The organism is Paenibacillus sp. FSL L8-0708, assembly GCF_038009325.1.
In the GTDB taxonomy this organism is placed as follows: Bacteria; Bacillota; Bacilli; order Paenibacillales; family Paenibacillaceae; genus Paenibacillus_AQ; species Paenibacillus_AQ odorifer.
Map to the genome: position 1 here is coordinate 7,622,091 of NZ_JBBPBC010000001.1, position 14,813 is coordinate 7,636,903.

The window sequence follows — 14,813 nt, forward strand, 5'->3', positions numbered from 1 at the left end:
CCTTTAGACCACTAAATATTCCGCATTCTTCTCACATTCCGCACATTTGGCCGGCGGGTCCCAGTCCGAGAACTCGGTCTCCTTCAAGTCCACAATATCAGGTGCATCCTCATACTCGTCCACAAATTTGTCGATGGCTAACTCTACATGTTCTTTACATACTACATACATTCAACCAAGCATCCCTTTCTGTGCCGCTGCGGCCTAATACTCCTTCTATTGTTCTACCATACTTCCCACGAAAATGGAACTCCTATCTATCCATTCCAGCAATCTGTTCATCCATTGTCTATATTCTTACCCTACCAAAAAAAAAGATTCCTCCCACCCCAAACGGGCAAAAGGAATCTCTTCACTAATATCTCTCTAATTTCTATAAATGTTATCTGCAAACTCTCCATCCTACCCTAGAAACTCCACTGGACGATCCAGCTCATACAATCTGCGGTAACGTGGTTCTTTTTCCATCAGCTCTGCATGGGTTCCACGCATTTCTACCGAGCCATTTTCCATAAAAATCACTTCATCCATCTGCTCCGCACCAACCAAATGATGCGTTACCCAGATCAGAGATTTACCGTCCATAGCTTCAAACATCGTCTGCAAAAGATCACGCTCCGTGCTTGGGTCCAACCCTACGGTCGGTTCGTCAAGAATGACGACAGGTGTATTTTGCAGCAAAATACGAGCTAACGCTATCCGCTGGCGCTCTCCACCGGAGAAACGTTGCCCTGCTTCACGGACAAAGGTATTGTATCCATCTGGTAACGAGGAGATCAGCGTATCCATTTTGGCTAATGCTCCAGCTTCTTTAATCGCTTGTTCGGAAGCCTTCGGATCACCCATGCGAATATTGTTCGCTACCGTAGTATCAAATAAGTGTGGGCTTTGATTTAGCACCGCTATAATAGACGGAATGTTATCGCCATAGGCAGCAGCCGCGATTCCATTAATCATAGCCGAACCTGCAGAAGGTTGGATAACCCCTTGAATAGCCTTTAACAACGTCGATTTCCCTGCCCCGCTACGGCCGATGATGGCAATTTTTTTGCCTTGTGGGATGTCGAGGCTGAGATCACGAACCGACCAATTATCCTCTGATCCATAGCGGTAACCCACATTTTCGAGCTTGATATGAGCACTTTTTATGGCCTGAGGTAGAACATCGACTACAGATGCCTGTTCGGAAACTATATTCTGCTCTTCTCCGACCACTCCAGACAACCGCTCCAGCGAGTTACGGTACTGCGGGATTTTCTCCACCGCTTCGGATACTGGCAAAAAAGCATCTGCTACAGGAAAAACAACCAAGACAAACGCCGCAATCAACGTACCTGCAATAGCACCATCCGCATACTCCCCGGCGGCCCAATATAACATCGAAAGTACACCAACCCCAACGACTGCTTGCCCGATGAACGCACGTAGACGCGCCCAGCTGCGCAGCGCTGCATCAGTTTTGGCCACTTTTTTCTCATCTGCTTCATAGGTCTCCACGAACTGGCTTTGCCGTCCACTAATGACCCAATCGCCCATACCGAGAACGGCGTCCGTCAGCTTTTGATAGAGGCGATTACGCTCTACCTTCACTTCACGTTGACGTTTCTGGGTGAACAACAAAGATATAAGCGGCAATACCACGACCAACACCAAAATATACAAAGCCATTAATAACGCAAAACCGATATCAAAGGTGCCCAACGCAATCACTGCAACCCCGTAGATCAATAAAGCAATAACACTTGGAAATACGGTTCTCAGATATACATTTTGCAAATATTCGATGTCATCAGCTAACATCCCGAGAATATCCCCAGTACGGAAACGCGACGACAGGAACAAGGCCTGTGGCTCCAAAATATTGTACAGGCGCACACGCATTTTAGAAAGAATCCGTAAAATGGTGTCATGCCCAATCAGCCGTTCCACGTAGTGAATGACTGCCCGGCTTGTTCCGAACGTACGTACACCAACAATCGGCACGTAGATCATCAGGATATTTTCGACTGGTGTAGACGCTTTTGAGATCAGAAATCCTGAAGTATACATCAATGAAGAGGCAGTAAAAATCGTCAACGCCCCAAGCACAATAATTAGCACAAAACGCCAAAAATACGACGATACATAGGGAGCAAACCATCCTTCACGTTTCAATGGATTCCCTCCAATTGCGACCCAATCAACTCATAATACGCACCCTTGCGGGCAAGTAACTCCTGATGGGTACCGATTTCTGCCACTTGGCCTTGCTTCATTACTACAATAATGTCCATATCGAGCATCCAGTGCAGGCGATGGGTAGCCAGAAAGACCAGCTTTCCTTCAAAAAGGGGCACCATCGTCTCCTTCAGCTCATATTCCGTTTCAATATCCAGATGCGCCGTTGGCTCGTCTAGAAGCATAATCGGACGGCTGCTAAGCAGTGCCCGGGCTAATGCCACCCGTTGCTCCTGGCCACCGCTGAACGAACGGCCGCCGCCACCAATCATCTCATCTAAGCCATGCGGAAGAGTATCCACCAAACCCGATAAACCAGTAGCTTTCACTGCCGCGGCAACAGCCTCCATAGAAGCCTCAGGGTAATAAAAACGTATATTATCAGCTAACGTACCGCTAAAAATATACGGACGCTGCGGGATATACGAGGTCTGTTTTCGCCAAGCCTCATCCGTTAATGCACTAACCGTAGTACCGTTAACCGTGATACTTCCTGAAGTAGGGTGTAAGAAGCCCCCTAATATATCCACTAAAGTAGATTTACCGGCCCCGCTCTCTCCGATAATCCCAATTTTGCTAGCTCCTTTAAATTGCAGGTTCAGCGCATTCAGCGAAGAAAGCCCTGCTTCCTCATACTTCACGCTAACGTCATTTAATGTGAGCACGCTATTCTCATGCCAAGTGAATATTTGTTCCAATGTTTTTGCTGCAGAACTGACAGATAGATCACCGTTAGGGACGATTACTTCAGCCTTCACCTCATCTTGATCTATAATGCTCTTCATTGCTTCAGCGGCTTCTTTCCCATCCAAAGTAGCATGGAAATCTGAACCTACCAATCTGACAGGCAGGAAATATTCCGGAGCCAAGATTAGAATCGTTAAGCCCGTAACCAATGTCATTTGTTCATTTACAAGCCGCAAACCAAGACTTACCGCTACAGAAGCTACTGACAGCATAGTGAAGAAATCCAGGGCGAACGATGACAAAAAGGCCACTCGCAGCGTACGCATGGTCGCCGAGCGATAACGATCGCTGACAGTAGCAATGCTGTCGCTATGACTACGACTGCGTCCTAGAAATTTTAATGTTTCTAGCCCACGTAATGAGTCTACGAAATGATTAGATAATGTACGATACGATTTCAATTGCCGATCCATTTGCTTACGGGCCGTCATCCCAATCAAAATCATAAAAACAATAATAATCGGCATAGTTACCGTAAGAATAATCCCGCTCGTAGTGTCCATCGTAAAGACGTAAATAAGCACCAAGATCGGTGTAACAGACATCCCTACCATTCTAGGAATGATCGCTTCCAGATACGTGCGGAATTTAGTTACGCCTTCCAGCACTAGTGTAACAAGATCCCCGGTTCCACGCCCGCCCACCATTCTAGGGCCAAGCTGGAAGAGCTTGTCCATCATTTCCCTCCGCATAGTGCTGCCCGTTGCTTCCGCGAAGCGGTAAGAGACACGGCTCATCAGCATAGCACAAGCATGGCGCACAAGAAATGCAAGAAGGAACAATAGCGCAGTGCCCCATTGTTCCTTCAGAGGTTCTCCCGCAAATAGCGCAGAGATGACTTCTGCCAGCGATTTAGCCAGCAGAAGTATGGACAAGCTTTGCACCAGGGTAAGGAAGCCTACAATCAGAAAGACTGGCTTAACTCCTTTATACCCAAGCAAGTTTTTATCCATTAGTATTCAAGATGCTCCTTCTCGTGAACCCGTTTATGAAAGACAAAGTAACTCCAAATTTGATATCCCAATACGAACGGAAGGATAGTCAGTGCCACAATCGTCATTACCTTCAAAGAGTAATGGCCCGAAGCCGCATTGGTGATCGTCAAATTAAAAGCTTGATCAATTGAACTAATCATAACACGCGGGAACAATCCTACAAAGATAGAAGTTACCGAAAGCGCCATTACCGCTCCTGTCATTCCAAAAGCGTAGCCATCCTTCTTCTTCGTCATGAAGTAACCGGACAGTACAAAGGCGATAACTCCCAGGGCTACAATAATCATAAGAATCGTTCCACGTTGCTCGAAAATATCCGTCATATTATAAGTCATAATCACAAAAGCAGTAAATAAAGCTGCGAGTGGGATTAGCAATTTTTGAGCCAACTTGCGAGCGCGAACCTGTAGATCACCCACTGTACGCAGCGTTGTGAACATAAGACCATGCACCAGGCACAGAAGGACAACAGTAAGCCCTGCTACTACAGTGTACACATTCACGATATCTGTGAACCCTGCATACATTTGCATATCCCCATCAATAGGCAACCCTTTGATAAAGCTTGCAAATACTACTGCCAAGAGGAATGGTGGAAGGAAGCTGCCGATAAAGATACAAGCATCCCAAGTTCTTTTCCAAGCCAATGAATCACGTTTACCTCTGAATTCAAAAGCGACACCACGCGCTATCAAAGCTAATAAGGCAAATACAAAAGGAATATAGAATCCACTAAACAGCGTTGCATACCACTCCGGGAAAGCCGCAAACATTGCACCCGCAGCTGTGATAAGCCATACCTCATTCCCATCCCAGAAGGGTCCGATCGAGTTAATCAGAACACGGCGCTCTGTATCATTTTTAGCGAGAATTTGTGTTTCCATCCCTACGCCGAAATCGAAACCCTCCAGGAAGAAGAACCCTATAAACAGAACTGCAATCAGCACAAACCACAATTCATTAAGAGATATCATGGGAACCCTCCTCGTTATATGGATCATTCGAATCGCCGTGATCGTTATCCATCGCATAAGGACCTTTTTTAATCACTTTAATAAACAATCCGACCAACACTAATCCTAGAATTAAATAAATCGTTGTAAAAGAAATCACGGAGAACAGAACTTGACCACTTGTAATATTAGGCGACACACTGTCTTCCGTTGTCATCAGTCCGAATACCGTCCATGGCTGACGCCCGAATTCGGTCATAACCCAACCGGCTGTATTCGCAATCGGAGGAAGCAACAAGCCCCATAACATAAACCGCATAAACCAAGTGTTCGGACGGTCCATTTTTTTGCGCCACATTAAGTACATAGCGTACATTCCCAATACAATCATTAACGTTCCTGCTAGAACCATGATCCGGAAACTCCAGAATGTCGTACGTACAGGTGGAATATAGTCACCGGGGCCATAGGTTTGCTCATACTCCGCTTGCAGCTCAAGCATACCTTTAACTTCACCGGAAAATTTACTGTATGAAAGGAAACTCAGCATATAAGGAATTTGAAATTCTCCACTACTAATTTGATTCTTTGGATCAATGTTTGCCCATACGGTCCAAGGTGCCGGGTCACCACTCTTACCCCACAGTCCTTCGGAAGCTGCCATTTTCATTGGTTGAGTTTCAACCAAATATTGCGCTTGGGCGTGACCAGCAACAGCTACACCAATAGAAGAAATAATCCCTACGATGGCTGCAATCTGAAAAGACTTCTTAAAGAAAGAAACCTCTTGTTTCTTCAATATTTTATAAGCACTAATACCAGTTACAAGAAAAGCACCTGTTGCATAAGCAGCCAGTACGGTGTGTGGGAATTCAACCAGCAATTGTCCGTTCGTAATAAGCGCGAAGAAATCATTCATTTCTGCACGTCCATTATTTATCTCAAAACCCACAGGATGCTGCATAAAAGAGTTAGCCGCTAGAATCCAGAATGCAGATAACATCGTACCGAATGCTACCAGCCAGATGGACAGTAAATGTACTCGCTTGGACACCTTATCCCAGCCGAATATCCATATCCCAATAAAAGTAGACTCGAGGAAAAAGGCTGCCAATGCCTCAACTGCAAGTGGAGCCCCGAATACATCACCAACAAAACGTGAATAATCGGACCAGTTCATCCCGAACTGAAATTCCTGCAAGATTCCTGTAACTACCCCTACTGCAAAATTGATGAGGAATAGCTTTCCCCAGAACTGCGCCATTTTTTTGTACTCTTCATTACCTTTTCTAACGTACATTGTCTCCATGATTGCAATCAAGAGCGCTAGTCCGATTGATACCGGTACAAAGAAATAGTGGAATATTGTCGTCGACGCAAATTGTACACGCGACAGCATTACTGTATCCATATTTGTCCCTTCCTTCTCCCCTTTTCGTTAATTATATTCTGTCAAAAATTTAAACTTCTTTTTGTGATAAATGTCACATAAAGATAGTCATTTAACGGTGAAATTCAAATGATTTGTGACAAAGATCACAATTTAGCATAAAGAAAGCAAAAAAAATAAGACGGTTTACCCGTCTTGAGTGGTTCGTCGTTCTATTAAATGCTTGACTCATTTAGGTATTGGTTAGATGGAAATACCCTTCTTCAGCGATTTGAGATCGCCATTCGAATTAAGCAATTGGGGCAGCATCTTCGTGCTGCGAACCATTGGAGAGTCACATAGACGGCAAGAAGGCGCATGTTCAAATGCGAAATTATCCCTCATCCATCCGTTGCATCCCTCATTGGTACATGCCCAAATTGCGGTATTTTCTTCCGGTATTTCTTCCAAAGGTTTCTTCCGGTAGTTCATTGCCGTTCCTCCCATCCTGTAAGTCAATAGTGAGTAACTAGATATAAAAAGACCGTCCCAACTTTCACAAGCTGGGACGGTTTCTTCTATTATTACAGTTTTACAACGTTTTCGGCTTGTGGTCCACGGTTGCCTTGAACAACGTTGAATTCAACGCGTTGGCCTTCGTCCAAAGTTTTGAAGCCGTCGCCAGTGATTGCGCTGAAGTGAACGAATACGTCGCTTCCGCCTTCAACTTCGATAAATCCGAATCCTTTTTCTGCGTTGAACCATTTAACTGTACCTGTTTGCATGTGTGTTACCTCCACAAATTTAAATTAATATGTTCTTTTTATCTTCAAACAAAGAAAAAATTCACACATTGAAAAAGGTTGTATTACCAAATATGACAGCCCTTTTCAATGCGAGAATTAGGGACTAAATGTATGATTGATATCATATTACCACACCTGATTAGCAAAGGCAAGCAAGCATCCGAATATATCCGTTTTTGCCCTAATAAGTATTACCTTCCAATGTAAGGGCTGCCACTTAGTGTTTATTCCCTAAATAGATCCTTTTTTTGGCATAATTATCATGGTTTTAGAAAAATAGCTTTTCCAAAAACGTTACTTTTATCCGCTTTTTCAAGAAGGTACCCCCTCGGAATCGAAGGGGTAGTCCGCTCTACTTGTCGTAACTGCTATATCATTATATACCGACTTCCAGCATATTATTCCTGTGGTTTTTCAAGAAGTTTAACTGTTGCCTGTTTGGCCTCGCCGTTTCGATAGTAAGTAATTTTCAGATCATCACCGATCTTCGTATGATTATATAAGTACTTGCGAAGAGAAAGGGTAGATATGATTGATTGATCATTAAATTTGGTAATGACATCATTGAATTGCAGTCCAGCTTCCTTCGCAGGGCCAACGGCTTCTAGAACAACTACTCCATCCTTAACACTGTTCGGCAGGTTCAATTCATTGCGTTGATCTTCTGCTAGTGGAACGTACGGATTGTTCAAATCAACTGAATATACACCCAAGTACGAACGGGCAATATGTCCTTTTTCAGCCAGCTCATTAGCGATATCTATCACATGATTCGCAGGAATTGCAAAACCCAGACCCTCTACACCCGTATCTGAAATCTTCATTGTGTTAATTCCAATGACCTTGCCATCCAGATCCACTAATGCGCCGCCACTGTTTCCTTCATTAATCGCCGCATCGGTCTGTATCACTTCTTGTTCCCAGTCATATACTCCATCCTGATTAAGGGATACGGGAACCATCCGTTCAGTATAGCTAACAATCCCCGAGGTCAATGTATCACCAAGTCCTAGCGGATTACCGATAGCAATGACCGTTTCACCTAGACGAAGCTTAGAGGAATCACCGAGCTGCGCGATGGTATCGATTCCTTTGGCATCAATAGAGAGTACCGCAATGTCGCTTACTTTATCCGTTCCAACGAGTGTTGCCTTACGAGTCTCTCCGTTCACTGTAACCACTTCGAGATTACCGGAGTCTTCGATGACATGATTATTAGTAATGATAAATGCTTTATTCCCTGTCTTTTTATAGATCACTCCTGAGCCTAGTGCAGACTCATCCAGAATGTTTAATTCTTCATTATCTTCTTTATGATTGATAATACTTACTACTGCAGGGCGAACCGTGGCAGCAGCTTGAATAATCCGGTCAAATGGATCACTACTGCTTGGGGCAACATTTCCAGTTGCTACAACCGGCTTCTGAGCAGTCTCATGACTCATCTGGCCTGTAAACATACTGAATAACAAAACTGCCACCACAGCGCTGACTAAGGAGCAAACGGCGGATATTTGCCAGGTAGATAAACCCTTACGCGATCTGCGTACAGAATGTCTACGATTAGCAAACGATCCCTTTGATGCTTCATCCCCTCTGGACCGCGAAACTTTAGTTGAATAGAAATCATCATCAAACAATCCCACCGAAAATCTCCCCCTTCTATTGCCAAGCGTTCACTGTTGGTAAGACCTGAACCTATAGCAACCACGTCCGAACCAAACCTCTGTAACCATTAGACTCCAAATATCACTAAAAAGTTTCACTTTATCCATTAACCCCACAAGAGTTTCGATCAATCGTTAGATTATGATAATCTTTTAATATATCTTCTCTATTAGGAATATTTTGCAACTTAAAAGACTACAATAAAATAGAAGTGTCCCTAAAATTTTAGCATTGCTCATCACGCTTTTAATTGTATCACAGGCAACCTGTAATTCGTGATTTTCCTCAGCTAAAACACCTGCGAATTTTTTACAGTTTTCAGTTCTAATTACACTATATATTCACACTATTAAAGGAGGATTAATTATGAGTTCTTTTTCAACAAGTATGGATTTAGTCGAGTTTATCGGTAAGCTTGGTGACTTAAAGGATGAACACTACCACATGACCCTTGCCTTTAGCGCAATGATCGAATTGATGATTGAAAAAGGTCTAATCTCCCGCCAAGAATTAGATCGCAAGACCGCTGAACTTGATCAGCTTATGACTGGCTCAGCTTATCCCATGGCGTAGGTTGATCATAATACGTATCACACAGTCTGAACTCACTATCTTTGAAAAAACAGCCCCGATCCTCCATTGCGCCGCGTACCGACATTTTTGCCAAATCCATCATATTGTGATCCCGGCTTAAATGCGCCAAATAGGTCCGTTTGGTCCGCCCTGTAAGAATTTCGCTAAGCGCAGCTCCAGCTGCCTCATTGGAAAGGTGACCCATGTCGCCTAGGATGCGCCGTTTCGTATTCCACGGATAACGTCCCATTCTCAGCAATTCGATATCATGATTCGCCTCCAGCACCAATACATCTGCATCTGAAATTGCATCTCTTACCTTATCACTAACATAGCCCAGGTCTGTAGCTACACATAACTTCTCTTTTCCATCATAAAAATTGTAACCCACTGGCTCCGCTGCATCATGAGAAATCGCAAAGGATTCTACTCGCATACTGCCGAAATCCTTGTGCTGGCCAGACTCCATGATCATACGGTTATACTCCGGTATTTTACCAATTCCCTTCTCGATAGCTCCCCAGGTATTGGTGTTCGCATAAATCGGAAGATCGTATTTACGGGCCATGGCCCCGAGTCCCTTGATATGATCGGAATGTTCGTGTGTAACTAGAATCCCGTCTATATCATTACCCGTTAGTTCACGCATGGCCAACAGCTCATCGATCCGCTTGGCACTAAAACCTGCGTCAATCATAAGTGTTGTCTCCCCGTTTCGTACCACCGTTACATTGCCGGTAGAACCACTGGACAGTACTGTAAATGAAATCCCCATTTTCCTTACTCCTTCTACTCTGTTGTCTTAGGACTGATGATGTCCGCACTAATAGCATCCACATAATAGGCATTGCCGTTCTCCAGCATAAACCGCCACATCGGCGAAGCTACCTGACTTTCCGAGTTGAACAGCTCACCGTAATATCCCAGCTCAATCTCCTTCACTACGGAATCTGCCGGGAAATACTTCTCTATCAAACTACTAAGTGCTTGCGATGCTGGAAGCACCTTCTGTTCTTTATCGCTGCTGCTTGTCCCTATTTCAATCTTCGGCCAGCGGTAAGCTACGATTTTTTGATCACTGTTAATCAACTCTAGCCTAACACGGAACAACGACCACTGATTTTGAACCAGCGGATGAAGAACGAACTTCCCAACCTCACTTTCCTGTGAATCAAAGCGATAATTGGAAATGTCAGGAATCTTATCTTCAAGCGCCTTGCTAAGCTCTGAGAAGGAAGAATAGATCAGCTTGCTGTCTATAGGTACATCTAATTTAATTGGTGGTTCAGTCTGTTCTTCAGCAGAATAACGATAAGTAATGTTAGGAAGCTGCGGGGTAGAAGCCGGAATGGGACACAATACACGAATCCCTTTCTGCTCCATTACGGCTTGGGTCTCAGCAGACAGGGAAGTAAAATCAAGATTAGCACTAACCTGATCGCGTAAATCGACCCACAGCTGGTAACATAGCAGCAGATTCAGACCTAAAAAGGCGCAAATCAGTACATTTTTAGCTCTTCCCCAATCCATACCCGAACCTCCTAAATGTTATATGAACCACTTGCCCATTAATTCAAAGTAAGCACGCTGCCATCACTAAGTGTAACTTTCCAGACAGGTATCAGCTCCAGATGATCTTCCTTCACCTCAGGCACATAAGCAGGCGTTAAATCCTTCACTGCCGAAGTTTTACTGACCAGAGACAACCTATACTCCAGATCCGCACCTCCAGATAGCTCCACTACCTTTTTTACGGCCTTACTTTCATCTATATAGATTAGAGAACGTTCATAAGAGGATACTGTTCCCTGCTGCAGTTCCAGATTTATTACACCATACTGTAATGATGAATGGCTCATTATCGGATAGGAGCCGTACGGGTAGGAGCCATAATATTGTTGAAAAGAGACCTTTCTCTCCTGTCTGCCTTCCTCTGTAGCCTCCAAACGGTAAGTCCCATTCCATCCGCCATGCTGGTTCACAAATTCTACAGCTTCCAAAGCATCCTTGGCAGGGGTACTTTCTCCAGCTGGAAGAGCCGCAGGGTCGCTATAGCTCATCCAGTTCTTACCCTGGTCCACCTGAAGGCTTCGTTTGCTGTCCGTATAAATCTCCGAGCCGTTTTTCTCCCGGATATATCTAGTACTTCCAACATCGAAGAAAAGATTACTCTGCATTTGCTCTATGGTGTACATCCCGGAAGGCATGTCTACCTGAACCAGAGAAATCTTACTGTCTGGCACATAATAATCCCCGCTTACGGTCTTGTAAGGCGTCCAATTCTTACCGAAATCAACATGCTGCTGCACATCCTGAACCGTTAAATCCGCTTTTGCCGCTTCGTATATGATGTCGCCTCTCGTACTGAAGAAAATAGCATGGGCCTTGGAATCGTTCTTAATGTTATAGATCCAAATGCGATCGATGCTTTCTCCTTCAAAAAGGGAATCTGGCGATAACTGCATCACCCGCTGCAATAACGTTACCGGAATGCCCGCTCCGAACGAAAGCTCAATCCCAGGATTCTCATTGCGGATCTTATCCCAATCATAATCCTGTACCGAGTGCCGCTGAAAGCTTTCAAAGCCACGACCTTTTAAGCGATTCATGATCAAGCTATAGAACGTAGAGTCCGGATAAAAAAGCGTATGCTTGCCTTCCCCCATATGGATGATCATTTTGTCAGGGTATAACAGGTTCTCTACCTTCTCTTCCGGACCCATATTATCTGTCTTCACATACAGGTTCTCAGAAAGCACCGCAGAATCAGCACCAGGCAATCGGTAGATCAAATAATAGCTTTCAACCAGGCTTCCGAGCACGAGCAAGGCTAGAATGCATGATTTGATTCGTTCCTTCACGCCTCACTCCCCCTTTGCTCGTTCAAAGGCAGGGTAAAGGTTACCTTTGAACCTTCATTTAGCTCGGATTGCAGGGAAATGGAGCCTCCATGTGCCTTCACAATTTCCCGGGCAATGGAAAGGCCAAGTCCAGTGCCTCCCATGTTCCGCGAACGTGCCTTATCCACGCGATAAAATCGTTCGAAGATCCGCTCGATATCTTTTTTCGGAATCCCTATCCCCGAATCACGTACAGAAATGGAGAGCATTCCATCCTCATTCTTCAACGCTTCCAATTCAATTGTACCGCCTTCTGGCGTATATTTTAGCGCATTGGAGACCAAATTCCCCAAGACCTGGTCGATTTGATCACGATCAAGCCACGCCGTAGTAACATCTTTGCGGACCCTTGTACTGATATCGATACGCTTTTGCCGAATCTGAAAAGAAAAACGATCCGCCACATCCTCCAGCATCTCGGTAATATCCGTCTGCTGAATTCGAAGAAGAGCTTCCTTGGAATCCAGACGGGAAAGATGCAGTAAATCCGTAACCAGACGAATCATCCGTTCCGTTTCGTTGCGAATCACCCCAACAAACCGAACCGCCAGCTGCGGATCTTCAAGTGCTCCATCATCCAGTGCTTCAACATAGCTTTTAATAGTGGTAAGTGGTGTTCTTAGCTCATGCGAAACGTTCGCCACGAACTCCCGGCGTGATTCCTCCAGATTCTCCTGTTCGGTGACATCCTGCAACACAGCAATTGTGCCGGCAATGCCACCCTCACGACGATGAATCGGAGTAAACGTCACTCTTACGATATTAGAATCTTCTCCACCCATATGGGTCAGATGAAGCATTGCAGATTGGGCATTACCTTTAGCCAGAGATCCGCTTTGTTCGTAATCTAAGCCCAACAGTTTATCTAGAGGAGCACCTTCCGGCAACGGACCTTCATTTCCGAGCATCAATGCTGCCCGCCGATTCATCAGAATCACTACTCCGTTCTCATCTGTAGCCACAACACCATCACTCATGTTCGTCAGAATAGAGGTAAGCTTCTCCTTCTCCTCTTCATTCTGCGAGAGTGCTTCCCGCAATCTACCGGTCATATAATTGAACGCCTGACTGAGTTGTCCAATTTCATCATTGCCCAATACGGGCATTTTACGATTGAATCGGCCTTCAGCGACCGCCGTAGCATGCCTCGTCATTTCCTTAATAGGCTGCGTGATAGTGTGCGCCAGAATGACGCATAAAACAACCGTTAACGCTAGAGCTAACAGCAAACCCGAGATAAATACACTATTGATCCGGCCCATCGTGGCGTATAGATCCTTCATGTCAGCAGCAATATAGATTGCGCCCACTACCTTGTCCCCCGAGAGCACAGGCTTAGCCACAACCTTTTTCCGCACATTATCATCCGCAATAATATATTCCTCGTTATCACTGATGCCCTGCAAGGCCCGATTCACAACTGTCTGGGTGTTACGCTGCCCGACATAGTCATTCTGCGAGGGAACAGAAGTGGTGATGATTTTGCCGCTGGCATCCAGTACCTGAATCTCGGCCCCGTTAATGTACAGATTATTGACCATCCCGCGCAGACTTTCCACAGCCGTTTCCTCATCAGCCGTTCCAGCCTCACTACCAAATTTATCAGCAGTCAGGATAGACAACATCTCAGCACGTGCTTTAAGGTCCTTGGTGAAATTATCTGTTAACGAGTTCTTCATCGAGCTCACAAAATAAACCCCGATCAACTGCATAGCTATCAGAATCAGCAACACGTAAATAATAATAAGTTTTGCCTGAATTGTCCGGATAAAGGACCGCCACTTCATCACAGTCCTCCATTTTTAGGGCTATGCATCAAATAGCCAAGTCCACGCCGAGTATAAATATATTCGGGCTTGCTGGGGTTCTCCTCAATTTTCTCTCTTAGACGACGGATCGTCACGTCAACGGTCCGCACATCACCGAAATACTCAAATCCCCACACTGCCTGCAGCAAATGCTCCCGAGTCATCACCTTACCGGCATGTTTGATCATATAGTAGAGTAGCTCATATTCACGATGGGTCAAGTCAAGCGGCTCCCCGCCCTTATAGACCATATACATATCTGTATCTATAAACAGATCAAAATGATAAATGCCCTGCTTATTCTCTGCTGGTTCACTCGCCATCCCCTGTGGTGACGGTTTATGCTGTCTCCGCATCTGGGCTTTAACTCGGGCCAGCAATTCACGTGTACTAAAAGGTTTGGTCACATAGTCATCAGCACCAAGCTCCAGGCCAAGTACCTTATCAATCTCTCCGTCCTTGGCTGTAAGCATAATGATAGGAATGTCCAAGTGCGCAGAACGCACCTCGCGGCAGACGTCCATGCCATCTTTGCCGGGCAGCATAAGATCAAGCAGCATAAGATCGGGCCTTTTGGACAATGCCAGCTCCACTGCGCTGTTGCCATCAAAAGCACAAATAACCTCGTAGCCTTCTTTTTCTAAATTAAATTTCAATATATCAGCAATAGGCTGTTCATCATCTACTACCAGAATCGTTCCCATCTGCATGTCCCAGCTTCACCTTCCTATCCTTACTTAATGATCATTCCTTTATTTTAACATACCTGTCTAACCG

General features: G+C 44.9%; 14 protein-coding genes. 1 reads left to right on the plus strand and 13 read right to left on the minus strand.

What is annotated here, in order from left to right:
- Positions 1-3: 3 nt before the first annotated feature.
- The 8 genes from NYE58_RS35660 to NYE58_RS35695 form a co-directional block, all read right to left on the minus strand.
- Positions 4-171 carry a CxxH/CxxC protein gene (locus tag NYE58_RS35660; protein WP_063829780.1) on the minus strand — a complete coding sequence of 56 codons (168 nt, stop codon included), beginning with the start codon at positions 169-171 and terminating at the stop codon, positions 4-6.
- 231 nt (positions 172-402) lie between these two features.
- Positions 403-2,154: a thiol reductant ABC exporter subunit CydC gene (cydC, locus tag NYE58_RS35665; protein ID WP_341004185.1), complete on the minus strand. Its 1,752-nt coding sequence runs from the start codon at positions 2,152-2,154 to the stop codon at positions 403-405.
- Entirely contained in the window at positions 2,151-3,917 is a 1,767-nt protein-coding gene (gene cydD / locus NYE58_RS35670) for a thiol reductant ABC exporter subunit CydD (protein ID WP_341004187.1), read from the minus strand. The genes cydC and cydD overlap by 4 nt, the downstream gene beginning before the upstream one ends.
- Positions 3,917-4,933 (minus strand): cytochrome d ubiquinol oxidase subunit II, encoded by a 1,017-nt coding sequence (gene cydB, locus NYE58_RS35675; RefSeq protein WP_076191480.1) that lies wholly within the window; start codon positions 4,931-4,933, stop codon positions 3,917-3,919. Before cydB ends, cydD begins: the two co-directional genes overlap by 1 nt.
- Complete coding sequence (locus tag NYE58_RS35680) at positions 4,920-6,323, minus strand: cytochrome ubiquinol oxidase subunit I (protein ID WP_076124303.1); 1,404 nt, start codon at positions 6,321-6,323, stop codon at positions 4,920-4,922. The genes cydB and NYE58_RS35680 overlap by 14 nt, the downstream gene beginning before the upstream one ends.
- Positions 6,324-6,545: 222 nt before the next feature.
- Entirely contained in the window at positions 6,546-6,773 is a 228-nt protein-coding gene (locus NYE58_RS35685) for a cold-shock protein (RefSeq protein ID WP_036677829.1), read from the minus strand.
- A gap of 92 nt (positions 6,774-6,865) precedes the next feature.
- Entirely contained in the window at positions 6,866-7,066 is a 201-nt protein-coding gene (locus NYE58_RS35690; protein ID WP_019914582.1) for a cold-shock protein, read from the minus strand.
- 419 nt (positions 7,067-7,485) lie between these two features.
- A complete protein-coding gene (locus tag NYE58_RS35695; protein WP_076124305.1) occupies positions 7,486-8,733 on the minus strand; it encodes a S1C family serine protease in 1,248 nt (415 codons plus the stop codon).
- 388 nt (positions 8,734-9,121) lie between these two features.
- On the opposite strand from NYE58_RS35695, the gene NYE58_RS35700 reads away from it, so the two are divergent.
- Positions 9,122-9,328, plus strand: coding sequence for a hypothetical protein (locus NYE58_RS35700; RefSeq protein WP_036677826.1), 207 nt, complete (start codon positions 9,122-9,124; stop codon positions 9,326-9,328).
- Here NYE58_RS35700 and NYE58_RS35705 read toward each other — a convergent pair.
- From NYE58_RS35705 to yycF, 5 genes are read right to left on the minus strand one after another with little or no spacing between them, the layout of a single operon-like run.
- Positions 9,297-10,103 (minus strand): MBL fold metallo-hydrolase, encoded by an 807-nt coding sequence (locus tag NYE58_RS35705; RefSeq protein ID WP_036677825.1) that lies wholly within the window; start codon positions 10,101-10,103, stop codon positions 9,297-9,299. The genes NYE58_RS35700 and NYE58_RS35705 overlap by 32 nt on opposite strands.
- 14 nt (positions 10,104-10,117) lie before the next feature.
- A complete protein-coding gene (yycI, locus tag NYE58_RS35710) occupies positions 10,118-10,858 on the minus strand; it encodes a two-component system regulatory protein YycI (RefSeq protein ID WP_036677823.1) in 741 nt (246 codons plus the stop codon).
- Between the two features lie 38 nt (positions 10,859-10,896).
- Positions 10,897-12,189 (minus strand): YycH family regulatory protein, encoded by a 1,293-nt coding sequence (locus NYE58_RS35715; protein WP_076124306.1) that lies wholly within the window; start codon positions 12,187-12,189, stop codon positions 10,897-10,899.
- The gene (gene walK / locus NYE58_RS35720; protein WP_036677817.1) at positions 12,186-14,015 is read right to left on the minus strand and encodes a cell wall metabolism sensor histidine kinase WalK; all 1,830 of its coding nucleotides are present in this window, start codon (positions 14,013-14,015) and stop codon (positions 12,186-12,188) included. The genes NYE58_RS35715 and walK overlap by 4 nt, the downstream gene beginning before the upstream one ends.
- Positions 14,015-14,746, minus strand: coding sequence for a response regulator YycF (yycF, locus tag NYE58_RS35725; RefSeq protein WP_076124308.1), 732 nt, complete (start codon positions 14,744-14,746; stop codon positions 14,015-14,017). The genes walK and yycF overlap by 1 nt, the downstream gene beginning before the upstream one ends.
- Positions 14,747-14,813 lie beyond the last annotated feature (67 nt).

Coding starts and splice junctions, on each gene's coding strand:
- NYE58_RS35660 (WP_063829780.1), bottom strand. CDS start 171: ATGTATGTAGTATGTAAAGAACATGTAGAGTTAGCCATCGACAAATTT.
- yycF (WP_076124308.1), bottom strand. CDS start 14,746: ATGCAGATGGGAACGATTCTGGTAGTAGATGATGAACAGCCTATTGCT.
- yycI (WP_036677823.1), bottom strand. CDS start 10,858: ATGGATTGGGGAAGAGCTAAAAATGTACTGATTTGCGCCTTTTTAGGT.
- NYE58_RS35680 (WP_076124303.1), bottom strand. CDS start 6,323: ATGGATACAGTAATGCTGTCGCGTGTACAATTTGCGTCGACGACAATA.
- NYE58_RS35685 (WP_036677829.1), bottom strand. CDS start 6,773: ATGAACTACCGGAAGAAACCTTTGGAAGAAATACCGGAAGAAAATACC.
- cydB (WP_076191480.1), bottom strand. CDS start 4,933: ATGATATCTCTTAATGAATTGTGGTTTGTGCTGATTGCAGTTCTGTTT.
- NYE58_RS35705 (WP_036677825.1), bottom strand. CDS start 10,103: ATGGGGATTTCATTTACAGTACTGTCCAGTGGTTCTACCGGCAATGTA.
- NYE58_RS35690 (WP_019914582.1), bottom strand. CDS start 7,066: ATGCAAACAGGTACAGTTAAATGGTTCAACGCAGAAAAAGGATTCGGA.
- cydD (WP_341004187.1), bottom strand. CDS start 3,917: ATGGATAAAAACTTGCTTGGGTATAAAGGAGTTAAGCCAGTCTTTCTG.
- walK (WP_036677817.1), bottom strand. CDS start 14,015: ATGAAGTGGCGGTCCTTTATCCGGACAATTCAGGCAAAACTTATTATT.
- NYE58_RS35700 (WP_036677826.1), top strand. CDS start 9,122: ATGAGTTCTTTTTCAACAAGTATGGATTTAGTCGAGTTTATCGGTAAG.